The organism is Streptomyces sp. NPDC041784 (genome assembly GCF_055591025.1).
In genome coordinates, this window is sequence record NZ_JBVJAB010000009.1 from 76,717 (window position 1) to 92,020 (window position 15,304).

Consider the following 15,304-nt stretch of genomic DNA (forward strand, 5'->3'; position numbering starts at 1 on the left):
GCGGTTCCCAGGATTCTCCGTACGCGGCACTCTCAGCACTCGGCTCCCGAGCACTTCGCACTCGGCATCTGGTCACCCAGCACCCAGCACCCAGCACCCAGCACCCAGCACTCAGAACTCAGCACTCAGAACTCAGAACTCAGAACTCAGAACTCAGCACCCAGAACTCAGCACCCAGAACTCAGCACCCAGCATTCTCAGGGGGAGGAATGAACAGTCGTCAGGCCGTGCACCGACTGGTAGTGAGCGCCGACATCAAGGGCTCCGGAAGACAGGACCAGCGGGCCAGGCTCCGCTCGCGCAGCGGTATGTACGAGATCTTCGGGCTGGCCTTCGACGCGGTGGGCGTGACGGGCGGCCACCTGCACCTGGAGGACCGGGGCGACGGGCTGCTGGCCGCCGTGGCGCCGGAGGTGCCGCCCACGGCCCTGGTGGGACTGTGGCTCGAGGAGGTCCACCAGGGCCTGCGCGAGCACAACGCGGGCCTTCGCGATCCGCTGCGGTTCCGGATCGCGATGCACGCGGGCCCGGTGACCGACGACGGCCGCGGTCTGGTCGGCCGGGCGGTCGACCTGACCTGCCGGCTCTGTGACAGCGAGCCGGCCAGGGCGATCCTCGCCGCGGACGAGAGCGTCGATCTGGTCTTCGTGGTGTCCGACCACCTCTACCGCACGGTGGTCGCCGAGGGCGGCAGGTTCGTGGAGCCCGAGCACTACCGGCCGAGCCCGGTACGGCTCAAGGAGACCGACGAGACGGCCTGGTTCCACGTGCCCCGGCGCACCGAGCCACCACTGCCGACGCCGCAACCGGCGACACGTCCTGAGGCGGTGGGCGTGGCGGGTGTGGCGGGCGTGCCCGAGGACGGGCAGCCGGAGCGGCCCGGACCGCGCCCCGCACCCACGAAGTACTGGATCACCGTCGACGGCTCCAACCAGATCATCGACGGGGCCGAGGTCCACGGCGACATCGTCGGCGTCCACCACACGCGGGACGACGAGAACGGCGCGCGAGGGGGCGGGCGCGGATGAGCGAGGGCGGGAAGGGCGGCGGTCCGGCGGCCGGTGGCGGCCCGGCCGGGGGAGGTCCGGCGGGGGACGGTCCGGGCAGTGGCGGCCCGGCCGGCGGCGGCCCGCAGACGTCGGCCGGCGACGGCAGGCCGGGTGCGGGGCGCGCCGGTCCGCTCGGCGACCGCCGGGAGGCCGGCGCGCACGACGCCGTCCAGCAGGCACGCGCCAACTTCGTCGACGTCCACGGGCGCAGCGCGATCGTCGACGGCAGCCAGGGAGACGTGCACCTGGGCGACCACCACCACTACTACGGCACCGGCGCCGCCGTTCCCCGCCTGGTCTCCGGCGCCGTACCCCGGGACGAACTGCGGCGGCTGCGGCTGGTCTTCGAGCCCCCGCCCGGATACACCGACCTGAAGGCGCTCCTGGAACGGCAGCGGCTGCTCGCGCTGTGCGGCGACCCGGGCACCGGTCGCGGCTACACCACCCTCTCCCTGCTCGACGAGGTGACCCGCGGCCGCGTCGAACGGATCGACCCGAGCACCGAACTGGACCGGATCACCGAGTCGGACCTCCAGGAGGGCCACGGCTACTACATCGAGATCACCGGCGACGAATTCCTGCCCGCCGAGCGGCGCGCGCGGGAGGACCGACGGGACGAGGAGGATTGGCGCAGGATCGCCGAACGCCCGGCCGAACTGCACCTGGACCGGCTCAGCAGCCTGCTCGACGGACGCGACGCGTACGCCGTCCTCGTCGTCGGGGTCGGCGGCTTCGCCGACGAACTGCTGCGCGGACGCTACGGCCGACTGGGCCGGCCGGCCTCGGCCGACGGCATGCTGCGCCGACACCTCGTCGCCCTGCTGGGCCACTCGGAGAACGACCGCCTGCAACAGGCGCTGGCCCTTGCCCGGCGCGACGACGTGGTGAAGGCGATGGGCCTCGACCGGCTCCGGCCGCACGAGGTGCGCACCCTGGCCGGACTGCTCGTCGCCCACCTCGGCGGCGAGACGCCCGAGGACGAACTCCTCGCCGAGCTGCGGCTGTTCTCCCACCGGCAGGCACAGGCATGGTTCGACACCGCCGGACGGGCCGTGCCGCGCCGTCGGGACGCGCCCGCGCCGGCCGTCCGGCAGGCGGCGTTCCGCACGGCGGTCTCCGTCTACAACGGCTCTCCCTACAGCGTGGCCGCCGAGGCGGCGGAACAGCTGGCCTGGGAGTTCGCGCAGACCGCGCACCCCGAACGCGTACCGGGGCGGGCGCTGTTCAACGACCACCTCCAGGCCCGGCTCGCGGCCGCGCGCGCCGAACTGTTCACCGGTGACGTCACGTTCGACGACCGGGAGCTGGCGACCCGCAAGGTGCGGCTCCAGGGCCGTGCCCTGTCCTGGGCGGTGCTCTCCCACGTCTGGGACGAGTACCACAACGCCCGGGGCCCGCTGTGCCGTTGGCTGCGCACCCAGTGCGACGACGACCGGCCGATGGTGTGGATCCCGGCGGCCATCACGGCCGGAACGCTGGGCACGCGCGACTTCTCCTTCGTCCTGGAGGACGTCCTGTTCCCGATGGCGTTCTCCGACTCCGTCCAGCAGCGGATGGCCGCCGCCACCGCGCTCGCCCACGCGGCGGCCCTCGACGAGGGCGTGCGCCGCGTCGTACGGGACCTGGTACGCGGTTGGGCGCGCATCGGCGGCGAGGCCGAGTCCGTCACGGCCGCCCTGGTCCACGGCTTCGGCACGGTGGAACGGTCGGTCTCCGCGAGCCTGGACGCCCTGGGCCGGCTGGCCGGCCGGGAGGAGCGCGAGGAGCTGGAGCTGCTGCCCGGCGCCTCCTTCAGCGTGGCCCGTCTGCTCGCCGGCACCGAACCGGGCACGGTGCTGCGGCGCCTGGGCGCCTGGATGGGCGACCGCCGGCAGAACCGCCGCAACCTGGCCCTGTTCACGGTTGACCGGCTGGTCTGGCAGCGCACCTCGCATCTGTGGAACCTGGAGGACGCGCCGGGACTCCAGCGCTACGGGAGCCGGCCGCTGATCGCCGCGCTGCTCACCGTGCGCCCGGAGGACACCCGGATGATGGCGGACCTGGTGTGGTGCGGCCTCGACACCGCCCGGTGGCGGGAGGAACTGGAGATCTCCCTGAGCGAGTGGATCCGCCGCGCCGAGGAGGAGCCGCCCCTGCTGGACGCGCTCTGCGGCTTCCTGCCGCGCCTGGTGACCTCCGTGGCGGACGCCGAGCGGCTGCGCAACCTGGTGCGCCGGCTGGAGCGCGACCCCGACGAGTCCCTGGCCCCCGCCACCGTACGACGGTTGCGCGAGGCGATCCCCGAGCGGCCGCCGGACGCGGCGGCCGGGCACCCGACCGTGATCAGGCAGCCGGACGAGTCCCGCCGGTGAGTTGCGCCTGCCGCCGAGAGGACGGAGAGAGATGAACACCCACAACGCGTCGCACGACAGCAATGGCTCCAGCCCCAGCCCCAGCCCCAGCCCCAGTCCCCTGCACCCCGCGCCGCCGCAGCCTCCGGTGTCCCCGCATGCCTCCCTGCCGCAGCGGGGCCCCGCCCCGGCCCTGCGCCCGGCCTCCGCCTGGACACCCGACCCGTCCCGCCGTCCTGCCGAACTTCCCTTGCCGTCGCAGGAGTTGGCCGGACCGTTCGTCCGTGAGTACCGCCCGGCCTGGCCGTACCGGCACAGCAGCGCGCAGGTCGCGGCCGTGCTCTACTACCGCCACCGACGGCCCCGGGCCGTCCGGCCCGAGGGGGAGGAGGGCCCGCTGGCGCGCCGGGTGCTCAGCGGGTGGCTGCTGCGCTGGCTTCCGCGCCCCCTCGCCGCCTTCGAGCTGCAACTGGGCTGGCACACCGTGGCGTTCGAGGCCCAGCTGCCCGCGGCGGAGACCGGCCGGTCCTTCCCCACGGCGATCCGCGTCCGCTGGCAGGTGGCCGACCCCTTCCTGGTGGCGCGGAGCCAGGTCTCCGACGTCGCCGCGCTGCTCCTGCCCGAACTGGAGCAGCGGCTGCGCGATGTCTCCCGCGGCTACTCCATCCGCCGCGCCGAGGAGGTCCGCGACGCGGTCCACGCGGCGCTGACCGGCCATGACCTGGGCGTCCCCTTCGGACTGGAACTGGACGTGTTCGTGACGATCTCGTCGGACAAGCTCATCCAGGACCACGGCGAGAGCCTCGGCCGGGACGAGAGCAAGCGGGAGCTGATCCGTATCTGGACCCGCGAGTTCCAGCACGCGATGGACGGCGGCGACCACGCCGTCATGGCGCAGATGATGGCCCGCAACCCCGAGGACCTCCAGGAGATCCGCCAGATGTTCCGCACGGAGCAGCGGGAGGAGCGCCAGGACGTCATGGAGCTGATGTCCCGGCTGATCAACGGCGGACTGCTGGAGCGCTGGGAACTGGGCGACCAGGCCATGGTGGTGGTCGAGTTCCTGCGATCGGGCATGCGCCGGGCGACCGCCGACCCGCGCCCGCAGGTGCTCAACGGTTCGACGCCCCGGCGCAGCCTCTTCTGGGAGCAGGAGGACGGTACGGACGCCGCCGCCAACTCCACCACCCCGACCGACGGCTCACGGACCTGAGGGAAGGACAGGGGAAGGAAGGGAGGAGGCGTGGCGATGGCGGATGCCGAGCCGTTTCGGCGGCGGACCATCGGGCCCAGTGGTCCCACCGGGCCCGGTCCGGCACCCGTGTCGCTGTCCGAGCCCGGCCCCCGGTTCGTCGCGGAGCGGCTGCTCACGTGGGTGCGCGAGGAGGTCGCCCGGGCCGACACCAAGGCGTCGGTGCTGCTCTCGGGCGTCGTCGCCCTGTCCGCTCTCGTCGTGTCGGCCGGGTACGGGGGGCCCCGGGGTTCGGGACCGGTGGGCGCGGTGGGCGTCGGGCTCTGGTGCGCGGGCATCGCGATGCTGACGGTGGTGATCCTGCCGCGCGTCCGGACCCCTGGCAGGCTGTGGCGACGTCCGGGGGCCGGTGCCGGAGGTCCCGGTCCCTCCGTGGCCACGCTCCACGCCGAGGCCGGCCCCGACGAACTGGCGACGGCCGTGCTCGCCGCCGGACGAGATCCCGCCCGCTGGATGCTGGAGCAGGCCCGCGTGCTCGGGGCGATCCTCGCGGCCAAGTACCGCTGGATGCGCTGGGCCGTGGCCTTCCTGGCGGCCGGGGGAGCGGCGGTCGCGACGACACTGCGCTGAACGGGTGCGCCCCGTGCGGGTCCGCACCATGCGGGCCCCCTACGGCGCGGGCTTGACGGTCTTCATCGTGAAGTGCGAGGTGACGTTCTTGGTCCGCGGGACCGTCATGACGCGCCCGCTCAGGAACGCCTCGTACGCGGCCAGATCGGCCACGGCCACGCGCACGAAGTAGTCGGGGGTGCCGAACAGCCTCCGCAGCTCCAGCACCTCCTCGGCCTCGGCCAGAGTCTGCTCGAAGCGCTCGACGGTCTCCGCGTCCTGCGCTTCCAGACTGAGGTCGATCAGCACCTCGAAGGCTCGCCCCCGGGCCACCGGGTCGATCACCGCGCGGTACCCCCGGATCGCCCCGTCGGCCTCCAGTCGCTGGACGCGCCGCAGACAGGGCCCGATGGTGAGCCCGACCCGCTGCGCCAGCTCCAGGTTGGTCAGCCGCCCGTCCCGCTCCAGCTCGGCAATGATTGCTCTGTCGATCGCGTCCATGGCGGAAAGTTGCACCACAGGACATGAGGCGCGCAATCTTCGCAGCCACATGGCCGGGCTGCCCCGGTGGCTCACCCCCGTCCTGTCCCTGGCGGCATTCGCCGGTTCCCTGGACCGCGTTGCGCGATGTCTTGACGTGTACTTGACGCGATGGCTTTATGGGAGCGCTCCCACAGATGTTTCCACAGGTGCTCGCGCACCATCGTGCACCGGAACTCCCCCCACCGTTTCTTGGCCTCACTCCCTGGAGTCGCAGTGAGAACGACAAGAAGCACGACGAGAACCACGGCAGGAAACACGACGAGAAGCACGGCAGGAAACACGACGAGAAGCACGGCAGGGAACACGACGAGAACCACGGCAGGGAACACGACCGCAGGCGCGACAACAAGCACGACAGGCCGTAGCCCTTCCTACGGCGCCCTGTTGGTCAGACTGGCCGTCCTCCTGGGGCTCGTCGCCCTCGGTGTCCTGTCCCCGGCCGCCGCCCAGGCCCGGCCGGCGGCCGACGATCTCGCCGCCACCGGTCTGCACATCAGCGACGGCCGGCTGCTCGAAGGCGACGGGAACGACTTCGTGATGCGGGGCGTGAACCACGCCCACACCTGGTACCCGGGCGAGACGCAGTCGCTCGCCGACATCAAGGCGCTGGGCGCCAACGCCGTCCGGGTCGTCCTCGCCGACGGCCACCGGTGGAGCGCCAACAGCCCCTCGGACGTGGCGAATGTGATCGGCCAGTGCAAGGCCAACCGGCTCATCTGCGTCCTGGAGGTGCACGACACCACCGGCTACGGCGAGGAGGCCGCCGCCGGCACGCTCGACCAGGCCGCCGACTACTGGATCGGCCTGAAGGACGTACTCGCCGGCCAGGAGAACTACGTCGTCGTCAACATCGGCAACGAGCCCTGGGGCAACACGAACCCCGAGGGCTGGACCGCCCCCACCATCGCCGCGGTCAAGAAGCTGCGCGACGCCGGCCTCGCGCACACGATCATGGTGGACGCGCCCAACTGGGGCCAGGACTGGCAGGGTGTCATGCGGGCCAATGCCCGGTCCGTGTACGCCGCCGACCCCACCGGCAACCTGATCTTCTCGATCCACATGTACAGCGTCTTCGACACCGCGGCGGAGATCACCGACTACCTCAACGCCTTCGTCAGTGCCGAACTGCCCATCCTGATCGGTGAGTTCGGCGGGCCCGCCGACCAGTGGGGCGACCCCGACGAGGACACGATGATGGCCACCGCCCAGCAGTTGAAGCTGGGCTATCTGGCCTGGTCCTGGAGCGGCAACACCGACCCGGTCCTCGACCTGGCGATCGACTTCGACCCCAGCCGCCTCAGCTCCTGGGGCCAGCGCATCTTCAACGGCGCCAACGGCATCGCCCAGACCGCCGAGGAGGCCACCGTCTACGGCGGCGGCACCCCCGGTGACACCCAGGCGCCGTCCACCCCCGGCACCCCCACGGCCTCCGCGGTGACGGCCACCTCCGCCACCCTTGGCTGGAGCGCCGCCACCGACAACGTCGGCGTCGCCGGGTACGACGTCGTCAAGATCAGCGGCGGCTCGGAGGCGGCCGCCGCCGCGTCCACCACCAACACCGTCACCGTGTCCGGTCTCACCGCCGGCACGGCCTACACCTTCGCCGTCTACGCCCGGGACGCCGCCGGGAACCGCTCGGCCCGCTCGGGCACGGTGAACGTCACCACGGCCGGCGCGCCCGCCACGCCCTGCTCGGTCGGCTACCGCGTGGTGGGCGAGTGGCCCGGCGGCTTCCAGGGCGACATCACCCTGCGCAACACCGGCACCGCCGCCATCAGCGGCTGGAAGCTGGTCTTCGCCTTCGCCGACGGCCAGACCGTCACCAACATGTGGGGCGGGACCGCGACCCAGAGCGGCGGCACGGTGAGCGTCGCCCCCGCCTCCTACACCTCCACCATCCCGGCCGGCGGCTCGGTGACCGTCGGTTTCATCGGCAGCAAGGGCGCCACCAACACCGCACCGGCCGCCTTCACCCTCAACGGCACGGTCTGCGCCGCCGGTTGACCGACCGGACCGGGTGCCGTCACCCGGTCGGCCGGCGGAGCCGTCACCTCCGCCGGCCGACCGAACGGCGCGATCACCAAAGGTACAACCGTGAACATCTTGTGAAGGTGGGGCAGGGGATCGCATACTGATCGCGATCAAGAACGGGCCCTGTCGCGCGCGGCAGGGTGGGCGTGGCCTCGGGGGAGTCATGAGCACTGCGGACAGCCGACTCGTGCAGACCGCGGTGATCGGCGGACCGGGCTCCGTCCGCGCGATCGTCCTGCCGACGGATGCCGACGACCTCGCCCGCTGGCGGCGCCGCCATCCCACGTACACCTACTTCTGCGGAACGCGGCTCGGCGGCTGCGGCCACGAGCTGGCGGACCGGCTGTACCGGGGCAAGGTCTGCCACTTCGCGCACCACCCGCACACCTCCTGCCACCGCACGGCGACCGGCGCGGACAGCGCCGACCACCTCTTCATCCGGGACGACCTCGCGGCCTGGGCCGGCCGGCACCGGCTGAAGGGGCGCGTCAGCTCCCACGACCTGGGGTCCGGACCCGGGGACGTGGTGGACTTCCGGGTCCGCGAGTCCCGGCAGCACGTCCGCTTCCAGTTCAGCAGGCTCCCGCACCCCGACTGGCGTCGCACCCGCGACCGGCTGACCGGTGAATCGTCCACCCTCGACTGGGTGTTCGGCCCGGGCACGGCCCACCCGGACACCGTCGAGGAGCTGTACGACGAGCAGGGACACGTGCTCCGCTTCCGCTTCGAGACGTTCGGTGCCGTGCGCCGGATCCGGCTGCGGGCGGAGGACCCCCGGCGCAGCACCGACTGGGTGCCGCTCGACGCCTGCGCGATGACCCCCGAAGGGCTGGCGGTGCCGGGCGCGGAACGCCGGCCCCGCCGAAGCGCCCCGCACCCCACCGCCCCCGTCGCGGCCACACCCGGGCCGCGGTCCCCCGAGGAGCGGGTGATTGCCGTGCGCGAGGCGCTGACCGACGCCGCGCGGCTGCGCACCCGCCCCACCTGGGAGGCGCTCGCCCGGGCCGCCGGCGGTGACCTGCCGGAGCTGTCCGTCCCGTCCCGGATCCGTCTCCTGGTCGCCGTGGAACGGGCCGCCGACACCGAGGGCGCCCCGCTGCTGTCGGCGCTGCTGCGGACCGGGGAGGGCGACCCGCCGCCCTATGTGGCGGACGTCGTCGCCGCGCTCGGGTGCGGCGCCCCGGCCACGGCGGGGGTGCTCAAGCGGTGGTGCCAGCGGGAGGCGGACCGCGCGTTCGCCGTCCACGGCGTCCCGTCGCGCACCGCTCCGCCCCGGCTGCCGCTCACGGACGACGGCCAGATCGCCGTACAGGGCGCGGAGCCGCCGCGGCACCGGACCATCGTCCATGTGAAGGGTGGTGCCGTACGGCGTCCCGCGCAGCGACAGGACGCCGAGATCCGGCACGCCCTTGCCGCCGCCCGGCAGCGACAGGACCGGGGGAGTGCCGCGCAGCTGCTGAAGGAAGGCCAGAGGGTGCTGTCGCGGCTGCCCGAGCCGCAGCGCCGCCGGCTGTCCGAGGAACTGGAACTCACCGGGCGTTGGCTGCGCGGCCGGCCGGCCGGCTCCTCGAAGCCCAAGCGGAAACGGCGGGCGAAGACCGCCGGGGTGTCCCAGGGCAAGCCCACGCCCAAGGCGACCCCCAAGGCCACCCCCACGGCCAAGTCCAAGTCCAGGGCCAAGTCCAAGGGCAGCAGCCTGAGCGGTGCGCGTCCCCTGCCCGGCTTCGAGAACGCCGCGTCGACGGGAAGGCGGACGAAGAAGTCCACGAAAGGGAAAGTGAAGTGAGAGCCCGCAGAACCGCGGCCGCCGTCGCGCTGCTCATCCTCGCCGCCCTGGCCGCCGGCGGCTGCGCCGGCGAGTCCGAGCCCTCCTCCGAGCGCGCCGCGGCCTCGTCGGATTCCCCGGCCACCCCGGGCTCCCCGGTGTCCCCGGAGGAGAGCGAGCCGGAGGCCGAGCAGGCGCAGGACACCTCCGTCGAGGACGTCCTCGAAGCCGCCGGTGTGGACGACGCACTGGTCGACCGCCTCGGCGACATCGGCGACGCCAACAGCTACGGCCTCGGCGAGGGCGTCGAGACCGGCCTCGAACAGCGCCGCGGGCTGGCCGCCCTCCAGGTCGACACCTGCCGCAACGTGGCCGTCGGCCATCGCAGTTGGGACGGCATCCAGAACTCGGACATCGCGGCCGGTGCGACCGAGGAACAGGCGGCCGCGATGGCGGACTTCCTGCGGACCGAGTTCTGCCCGCACGTCGCCCCGCTCGAGGAGGACCCGCTTCCCGCCCGGACACTGGACGGGCCCGCCGAGGACGACCGCGGCGGCCGGGGTCTCGGCTCCACCCAGTCCTGGTGGGAACGGCGTTACCAGCGCGTCTCCTGGACGAAGGAGTGCGCCGCGCAGACCGGACAGCCGCTGGGCAAGCCGCTCGCCTACCGGATCGCGCGGGACGCGGTGGTGTGCGCCGAGGTCCCCACGGCCCGGGCCAAGCAGCGCTTCGTCGCCCTGGACGTCGTGTTCGCCGCACCGGTCGACACCGACCGCGCCCGGCAGGCCGTGTTCTCCCTGCTCCCCTCGGACGCCTCCGTCTCCCACAAGAGGGAGGGGACCAACCCCGACTGGTCGCCACTGGAGGGCGGTTGCCTGACCGTCGACTTCCTGACGGAGCGGCTGGAGGAGGTACTGGCCGACGTGTCCGGCGACACCGGCCCCTGGGCGCACGGCGTCTACTACTCCGACGGCGCGACCGACGACGGCGCGGTGGGCCCGTACACCGGCAAGGTCAAGCAGATCCTGCTCGGCCCCGGCGAGAGCGAACCCGCTGCCGACGGCACACTCACCTGCTGACGCCGCTCAGTCGTGCCACACGCCCGACAGGTCGGCTACGGGAGCGCGTTCGGACGGAGCGACGCCTTCAAACGCGTCTACGGCACCCAGCCCGGCGACCACAGCGCGCACTCCCGGGAAAGCCGTGTGCTCCCTGGGGAAAATCGTTTGCCCGGTACCGGCCGTCCGCGTTAGCGTCACGGCACTCTGAGAAACACGCTCTCTCGAACGACAGCCGCAGAACGGGAGCAAGCCCGCGCATCGCGCGCGGCGCCAGGAGGGGCGGCAGATCTGTCCGCATGCCCTCCGGAGGACTGCTCCCATGAAGATCGGCCTCGGCCTTCCCATCGACGACCCCGCCCTGCTGCTGCACTGGGCCCGCCGCGCCGACGCGGGCCCGTTCAGCACGCTCGGTCTGCTGGACCGGCTCGTGTTCCACAACCCCGAGCCCCTGGTCACCCTGGCCGCCCTCGCCGGCGCCACCTCGCGCGTCCGCGTCCAGACCGAGGTGCTCATCGCGCCCGTCCACAACACCGCCCTCCTCGCCAAGCAGACCGCGACCCTCGACCGCCTCTCCGGAGGCCGTTTCACGCTCGGCATCGGCGTCGGCGGCCGCGAGGACGACTGCCTGGCCGCCGGCATCGACCTCCACGCGCGGGGCCGCCGCCTCGACGAACAGATGCGGCTGCTGCGCCGCACCTGGGCCGGCGAGCCCTACGGCGACGGCGTCGGACCCATCGGCCCCGCACCTGCCACGCCCGGTGGGCCCGAGGTGCTCTTCGGCGGCTTCGCCCCGGCCGCCCTCGAACGCGTCGGCCGCTTCGGCGACGGCTTCCTCGGCGCCGCCCTGCCCCCGAAGCACCTCAGCGGCCTCTTCCGTGACGTGGAGAAGAGCTGGGAGCGGCACGACCGCCCCGGCCGCCCGCGCCTGGTCGCCCAGATCAGCGTCGCCCTCGGCCCGCAGGCCACCGAGGACCGGGCGCGGCACAACCTCCTCGACTACTACGAGTTCAGCGGCCGCGCCCCCTACATGGCGGACGGCCTGCTCACCACCCCGCGCCGGATCCGCGAGGCCGTCGCCGCCCTCACCGACATCGGCGCCGACGAGGTCGTCCTGTACTGCTGGGCCCCCGACCCCGACCAGGTGGACCGCCTGACCGAGGCGGTGTTCTAGGGCCCTGAGTCGGAGATTCGTCGGCAGTAGGCAGCGGCTTCGTCGAGGATCTCGTCGGCGGTCTTGGCCGGGTCCGGGGCCGCCCGAGCGGGCGGGGAACGCGGAGGCGGGCCATCACGTCCGGGAAGGCGGGTCCGTCGCCGGCCTGTCCGCCGCTGAGATGGAAGGCCAGGGGTCGGCAGGCGCCGTCGGCTGTGAGGTGGATCTTCGTGGCCAGTCCGCCGCGGGACCTGCCGACGGCGTGGTCGCCCGGTTCGCCGGGGCCCCCTTTTGCGGGCCCCGGCCGCATGCGACGCCCCGCCAGTTGCCGTACCGCTCGGGCAGGCGCACCCCCGGTGAACCGGTCCGGAACTTCCACGCGATGGCATCGATCACCCCACGGTGATCGCGCCACCGACCACCCCGCGTCGGTGTCCGCTCTGGAGTAACGGCTCGATCCGCGCCCCCCTGCGCGTCGGTCAACGGCACACCGAGACCAACGATCGGACGATGGGAAGGGAGACCGGCTATGCACTGGCCACGTCAGCAGCGGGGCCGGTCGGCGCCCACCAGCCGATCACCCGGACGGCCATCGCTTCTGGCCTCAGGCCCAGAGGGTCGAGACCGAAGTGATCTTCCAGCTCATGCCGCAGGAACTCACCGATCTCAGTCTGGTCGGCGCCGGAACGGAGCCGCTGGAGCAGAGGGGCGAGCATGCAGTCGTACTCGTCCTGCACATCGCCGGCGACGCCGATCGGATCCCACTCATTGAGCAGCTTCCGCAGGCCGTCCTCGGTGGAGGTGTTCCAGGGTCTCATCGTCCCAGACTGCCACCCAGGAACGACCGCCATCACCCGCCCTGAGGCCTCGTCGATGACCGGTGGCGAGGCCCATACGGCACTGCCGTCGATGTCGTCGGGGTAGCGCTCGACGAGCGCCTCGATGTAGGCAGCGATGCGCGGTGTCGGAGGCACGACGACATCATCCGACTCGAGGTAGCGCGCACAGAACTCGTCGTAGACGGAGCCCGCTTGGTGGTTGTCCAGTGGACGCTCACCGTCCCACACAACAAGGTCATAGCTCACCGGCGAATCGTGGCAGGTGACAGGTCGGCCGCAGTGAGCAGGCCCGGAGATCGAGTCAGCCGCCCGGTGATCCGTAAGAAAGCTCCTGGCTCCCGCACCGGCTCTCCTTCCGCCAGATGCGGTGCGTGGCGTACCGCATCTGGCCGAAACGCCGCGCCCGAGGAGGGCCCGGGGCATACCCGTACGACCGGTGCGGGCAGAGAGGTCCCAAATGGCAGCCGCAAGGGGGACCGGATGTCCATGGACTGGGCCACGACCGTCACCACCGTGAGCGGGGTGGCCGCCACGCTGATCGGCGTGGTGGCCGGCTCGCTCCTCACCAGCCGCAGCGACCGCACCCACTGGGCGCGCGACAAACAGATCGCCGCGTGCTCGGCGATCGTGGCCGAGTCGACCCGCGTCCAGCTCGCGCTGCACCGCGCCTGGAAGCACGGCGACGCGGTCGACTGGGTGCAGTGGAACGTCGCCCTGGGGACGGTCTGGCTGGTCGGCGATCCCGCCGTGGTGCAGGCCGCCGCCCGGGTGGACGAGGTGTTCTGGGCCTGCAGCGACCGGTTCGTGCGGGACACCGGGGCCGACGCGGAGGCTTGGGACGAGGCCAGGGACCGGATGGAGGCCGCGCGGCTGCATTTCATCAATACGGCGCGCCACTTCATCGACCCCGAACGCACACGGCTCACCCAGGTGCCGGTCAGTCGGCCCGCTCCCCGGGCGGTCGGCCCCCAGCCGGAGCCAGGGAACGCGCCCGACGGCGTGTGAGGGCCCGACCGCCCGGTGAGGTCACTCCTGGGCGGCCCGGGCGAACAGCTCATGGAGCGGTACGGGGGAGAGGAGCCGGGGGAACGGGCCGAGGACGACCTTGGCCGACACGGTGGCCAGATGGGCCGCCAACTTGTGGCTCTCCAGCGGCAGATGGGGAGCGTCGAGCACCTCCCAGGCCCCCGGGACGAACACCGTGCGGCCGGCCCGGGGGCGGCGGACGGTCTCGACGGCGCCCGCGTCCACCAGTTCCGCCTGGGCGGCCTTGTGACGGGCCGGCGTCCAGCCGTTCCACCGGCGGATGTTGCGGTCCGTGGGGCGGGCCAGTGCCAGCAATTGGAGATGGAGGGCGGCGGCGTCCGTGCCGATGCCCAGCCGGCGGGCGTGCTCGGCCACCGCGGCCGGGGCGCTGAGCGCCGGATCGGCCTCGTACCCGCCCGCGGGCACCGGCGCGGTGGCGGCTCGGTCGGCGATACGGGCCAGCCCGTCGAACATCCCCCGGACCCGCTCCAGGCGCTCCCGCAGCCAGGTCAGTTCCTGCCGCGCGTAGCGGGCCACGACGCGCTCGACCAGCTCCGGATCCGCCAGTGCGGCCGGGCGCAGGAAGACCTCCCCCGACGGGACGGCGACGACCAGCAGACCGTCGTCGACCACCGATTCCACCGGCGCACGCCCCTCCCACAGCGGCTGCGGGCACGGCAGTACGACCCCCTCGTACGGCCGGAAGTCCGGATCCCCGGCGACGATCACGGCCGGGAGGTGGGCGCCCAGTTCGACGAGTGTGGCGGGGTCGTCCAGCCGGTCCCGCAGCCACGCGTACAGCCGGCGCGCGCCCGTCGCGGCCGGGCTGCCGACCGGCCAGGCGCCGAGGCCTCCCTCGGGCGTCAGCCGTCCGTCCCCCGCCGCGTCGACCACACCGGCGCGCAGCAGGAGCCGCAGCCAGGCCGCCGCGTCGTTGCGCGACTCGGGGAACAGGTCCAGCAACGCCCGCTGTACGTCCGCGTCCTGCGGATGCGCGGCCAGCGGGGCCGTGGCCGCCTCCAGCAGGGCGTCCGGGACCGCCTTGCCGCGCGCGGAGCCCAGCAGCCGCCCCAGCACCCGGGCCTCCTCGGCGCCGTCCAGCCCGGCCGCGCGCGTGGAGGACCGGACCCGGCGGGCCAGATCGGCGGGCAGCTCACCCGGGGACGCCGCCCAGGCCGTGAGCACCCGGACGTACTCCTCGTGCGCCTCGGCGGGCGCCACCTGGCCGGACAGCCACCGCTGATGATCGCTCAGCTCCTTGACGGGCAGCGCCCCCACGCCCGCGAACAGCAGCACATTGGCCCGCCGCCAGCCGGGGTCGACGGGCAGCGCGTGTTCCTGCTCCGCCTTGCGGGCCAGCGTGTACGCCTTCGCCGCCGTACGGCCCGGGTAGCCGCTCAGCCGGTGCCCCACCGTGTCCCAGAACCACGGCAGATGGGCCGCCGGCAGCGCCCGCGCCCGCCGCTGGAGCCGGTCCAGGCAGCGGCCCAGCCGCGGATACGCCGACGACACCGCCGCCCGTACCTCGTCGAGGACGGCGAGCGCGGCGGATTCCCCGTCCGGGTCATGGGACTTGACCCACAGCGCGTACGTGACGGACCGGCTTGGCTCCGGGGGCAGCAGGGCGTGAGCGAGCATGCGACCGATCCTGGCACGCACCACTGACAATCCGCCGGGGACGGCGGCGGCCCTCGGCCGGGACGCCCCCG

General features: G+C 73.2%; 13 protein-coding genes and 1 pseudogene. 10 read left to right on the top strand and 4 right to left on the bottom strand.

Going from position 1 to position 15,304, the window contains the following annotated elements:
• The first annotated feature begins 209 nt into the window (after positions 1–209).
• From ACZ6D7_RS20755 to ACZ6D7_RS20770, 4 genes are read left to right on the top strand one after another with little or no spacing between them, the layout of a single operon-like run.
• On the top strand, positions 210–1,028 hold the full coding sequence (locus tag ACZ6D7_RS20755) for a nucleotidyl cyclase domain-containing protein (RefSeq protein ID WP_469492389.1): 819 nt from the start codon (positions 210–212) through the stop codon (positions 1,026–1,028).
• Positions 1,025–3,400, top strand: coding sequence for a hypothetical protein (locus ACZ6D7_RS20760; protein ID WP_469492391.1), 2,376 nt, complete (start codon positions 1,025–1,027; stop codon positions 3,398–3,400). The genes ACZ6D7_RS20755 and ACZ6D7_RS20760 overlap by 4 nt, the downstream gene beginning before the upstream one ends.
• 31 nt (positions 3,401–3,431) lie before the next feature.
• The gene (locus ACZ6D7_RS20765) at positions 3,432–4,592 is read left to right on the top strand and encodes a hypothetical protein (RefSeq protein WP_469492394.1); all 1,161 of its coding nucleotides are present in this window, start codon (positions 3,432–3,434) and stop codon (positions 4,590–4,592) included.
• Between the two features lie 36 nt (positions 4,593–4,628).
• Entirely contained in the window at positions 4,629–5,201 is a 573-nt protein-coding gene (locus ACZ6D7_RS20770; protein ID WP_469492396.1) for a Pycsar system effector family protein, read from the top strand.
• A gap of 39 nt (positions 5,202–5,240) precedes the next feature.
• On the opposite strand, the gene ACZ6D7_RS20775 is transcribed toward ACZ6D7_RS20770, so the two are convergent.
• On the bottom strand, positions 5,241–5,681 hold the full coding sequence (locus ACZ6D7_RS20775; RefSeq protein ID WP_469492398.1) for an Lrp/AsnC family transcriptional regulator: 441 nt from the start codon (positions 5,679–5,681) through the stop codon (positions 5,241–5,243).
• A gap of 188 nt (positions 5,682–5,869) precedes the next feature.
• On the opposite strand from ACZ6D7_RS20775, the gene ACZ6D7_RS20780 reads away from it, so the two are divergent.
• From ACZ6D7_RS20780 to ACZ6D7_RS20800, 5 genes are all read left to right on the top strand, one after another.
• Complete coding sequence (locus ACZ6D7_RS20780; RefSeq protein WP_469493077.1) at positions 5,870–6,088, top strand: hypothetical protein; 219 nt, start codon at positions 5,870–5,872, stop codon at positions 6,086–6,088.
• Positions 6,089–6,104: 16 nt separating this feature from the next.
• Positions 6,105–7,727, top strand: a complete 1,623-nt coding sequence (locus ACZ6D7_RS20785) for a cellulase family glycosylhydrolase (RefSeq protein WP_469493046.1) — start codon at positions 6,105–6,107, stop codon at positions 7,725–7,727.
• 190 nt (positions 7,728–7,917) lie between these two features.
• Positions 7,918–9,540: a hypothetical protein gene (locus ACZ6D7_RS20790; protein WP_469492401.1), complete on the top strand. Its 1,623-nt coding sequence runs from the start codon at positions 7,918–7,920 to the stop codon at positions 9,538–9,540.
• On the top strand, positions 9,537–10,598 hold the full coding sequence (locus ACZ6D7_RS20795; protein WP_469492403.1) for a hypothetical protein: 1,062 nt from the start codon (positions 9,537–9,539) through the stop codon (positions 10,596–10,598). The genes ACZ6D7_RS20790 and ACZ6D7_RS20795 overlap by 4 nt, the downstream gene beginning before the upstream one ends.
• A 301-nt stretch (positions 10,599–10,899) precedes the next feature.
• Positions 10,900–11,751 carry an LLM class flavin-dependent oxidoreductase gene (locus ACZ6D7_RS20800; RefSeq protein ID WP_469492406.1) on the top strand — a complete coding sequence of 284 codons (852 nt, stop codon included), beginning with the start codon at positions 10,900–10,902 and terminating at the stop codon, positions 11,749–11,751.
• Between the two features lie 64 nt (positions 11,752–11,815).
• Here the strand turns inward: ACZ6D7_RS20800 and ACZ6D7_RS20805 are convergent.
• Positions 11,816–12,213 (bottom strand): annotated as a pseudogene (locus tag ACZ6D7_RS20805) (transposase family protein); the annotation flags it as partial.
• A gap of 44 nt (positions 12,214–12,257) precedes the next feature.
• Positions 12,258–12,815, bottom strand: a complete 558-nt coding sequence (locus ACZ6D7_RS20810) for a hypothetical protein (protein WP_469492409.1) — start codon at positions 12,813–12,815, stop codon at positions 12,258–12,260.
• A gap of 234 nt (positions 12,816–13,049) precedes the next feature.
• Here ACZ6D7_RS20810 and ACZ6D7_RS20815 point away from each other — a divergent pair, with 234 nt between their 5' ends.
• Entirely contained in the window at positions 13,050–13,574 is a 525-nt protein-coding gene (locus tag ACZ6D7_RS20815; protein ID WP_469492412.1) for a hypothetical protein, read from the top strand.
• A 21-nt stretch (positions 13,575–13,595) separates the two neighbouring features.
• Here ACZ6D7_RS20815 and ACZ6D7_RS20820 read toward each other — a convergent pair whose 3' ends face one another.
• A complete protein-coding gene (locus ACZ6D7_RS20820; RefSeq protein WP_469492414.1) occupies positions 13,596–15,233 on the bottom strand; it encodes a hypothetical protein in 1,638 nt (545 codons plus the stop codon).
• Positions 15,234–15,304: the final 71 nt, after the last annotated feature.

Coding starts and splice junctions, on each gene's coding strand:
- ACZ6D7_RS20800 (WP_469492406.1), top strand. CDS start 10,900: ATGAAGATCGGCCTCGGCCTTCCCATCGACGACCCCGCCCTGCTGCTG.
- ACZ6D7_RS20820 (WP_469492414.1), bottom strand. CDS start 15,233: ATGCTCGCTCACGCCCTGCTGCCCCCGGAGCCAAGCCGGTCCGTCACG.
- ACZ6D7_RS20755 (WP_469492389.1), top strand. CDS start 210: ATGAACAGTCGTCAGGCCGTGCACCGACTGGTAGTGAGCGCCGACATC.
- ACZ6D7_RS20770 (WP_469492396.1), top strand. CDS start 4,629: ATGGCGGATGCCGAGCCGTTTCGGCGGCGGACCATCGGGCCCAGTGGT.
- ACZ6D7_RS20815 (WP_469492412.1), top strand. CDS start 13,050: ATGTCCATGGACTGGGCCACGACCGTCACCACCGTGAGCGGGGTGGCC.
- ACZ6D7_RS20765 (WP_469492394.1), top strand. CDS start 3,432: ATGAACACCCACAACGCGTCGCACGACAGCAATGGCTCCAGCCCCAGC.
- ACZ6D7_RS20760 (WP_469492391.1), top strand. CDS start 1,025: ATGAGCGAGGGCGGGAAGGGCGGCGGTCCGGCGGCCGGTGGCGGCCCG.
- ACZ6D7_RS20775 (WP_469492398.1), bottom strand. CDS start 5,681: ATGGACGCGATCGACAGAGCAATCATTGCCGAGCTGGAGCGGGACGGG.
- ACZ6D7_RS20790 (WP_469492401.1), top strand. CDS start 7,918: ATGAGCACTGCGGACAGCCGACTCGTGCAGACCGCGGTGATCGGCGGA.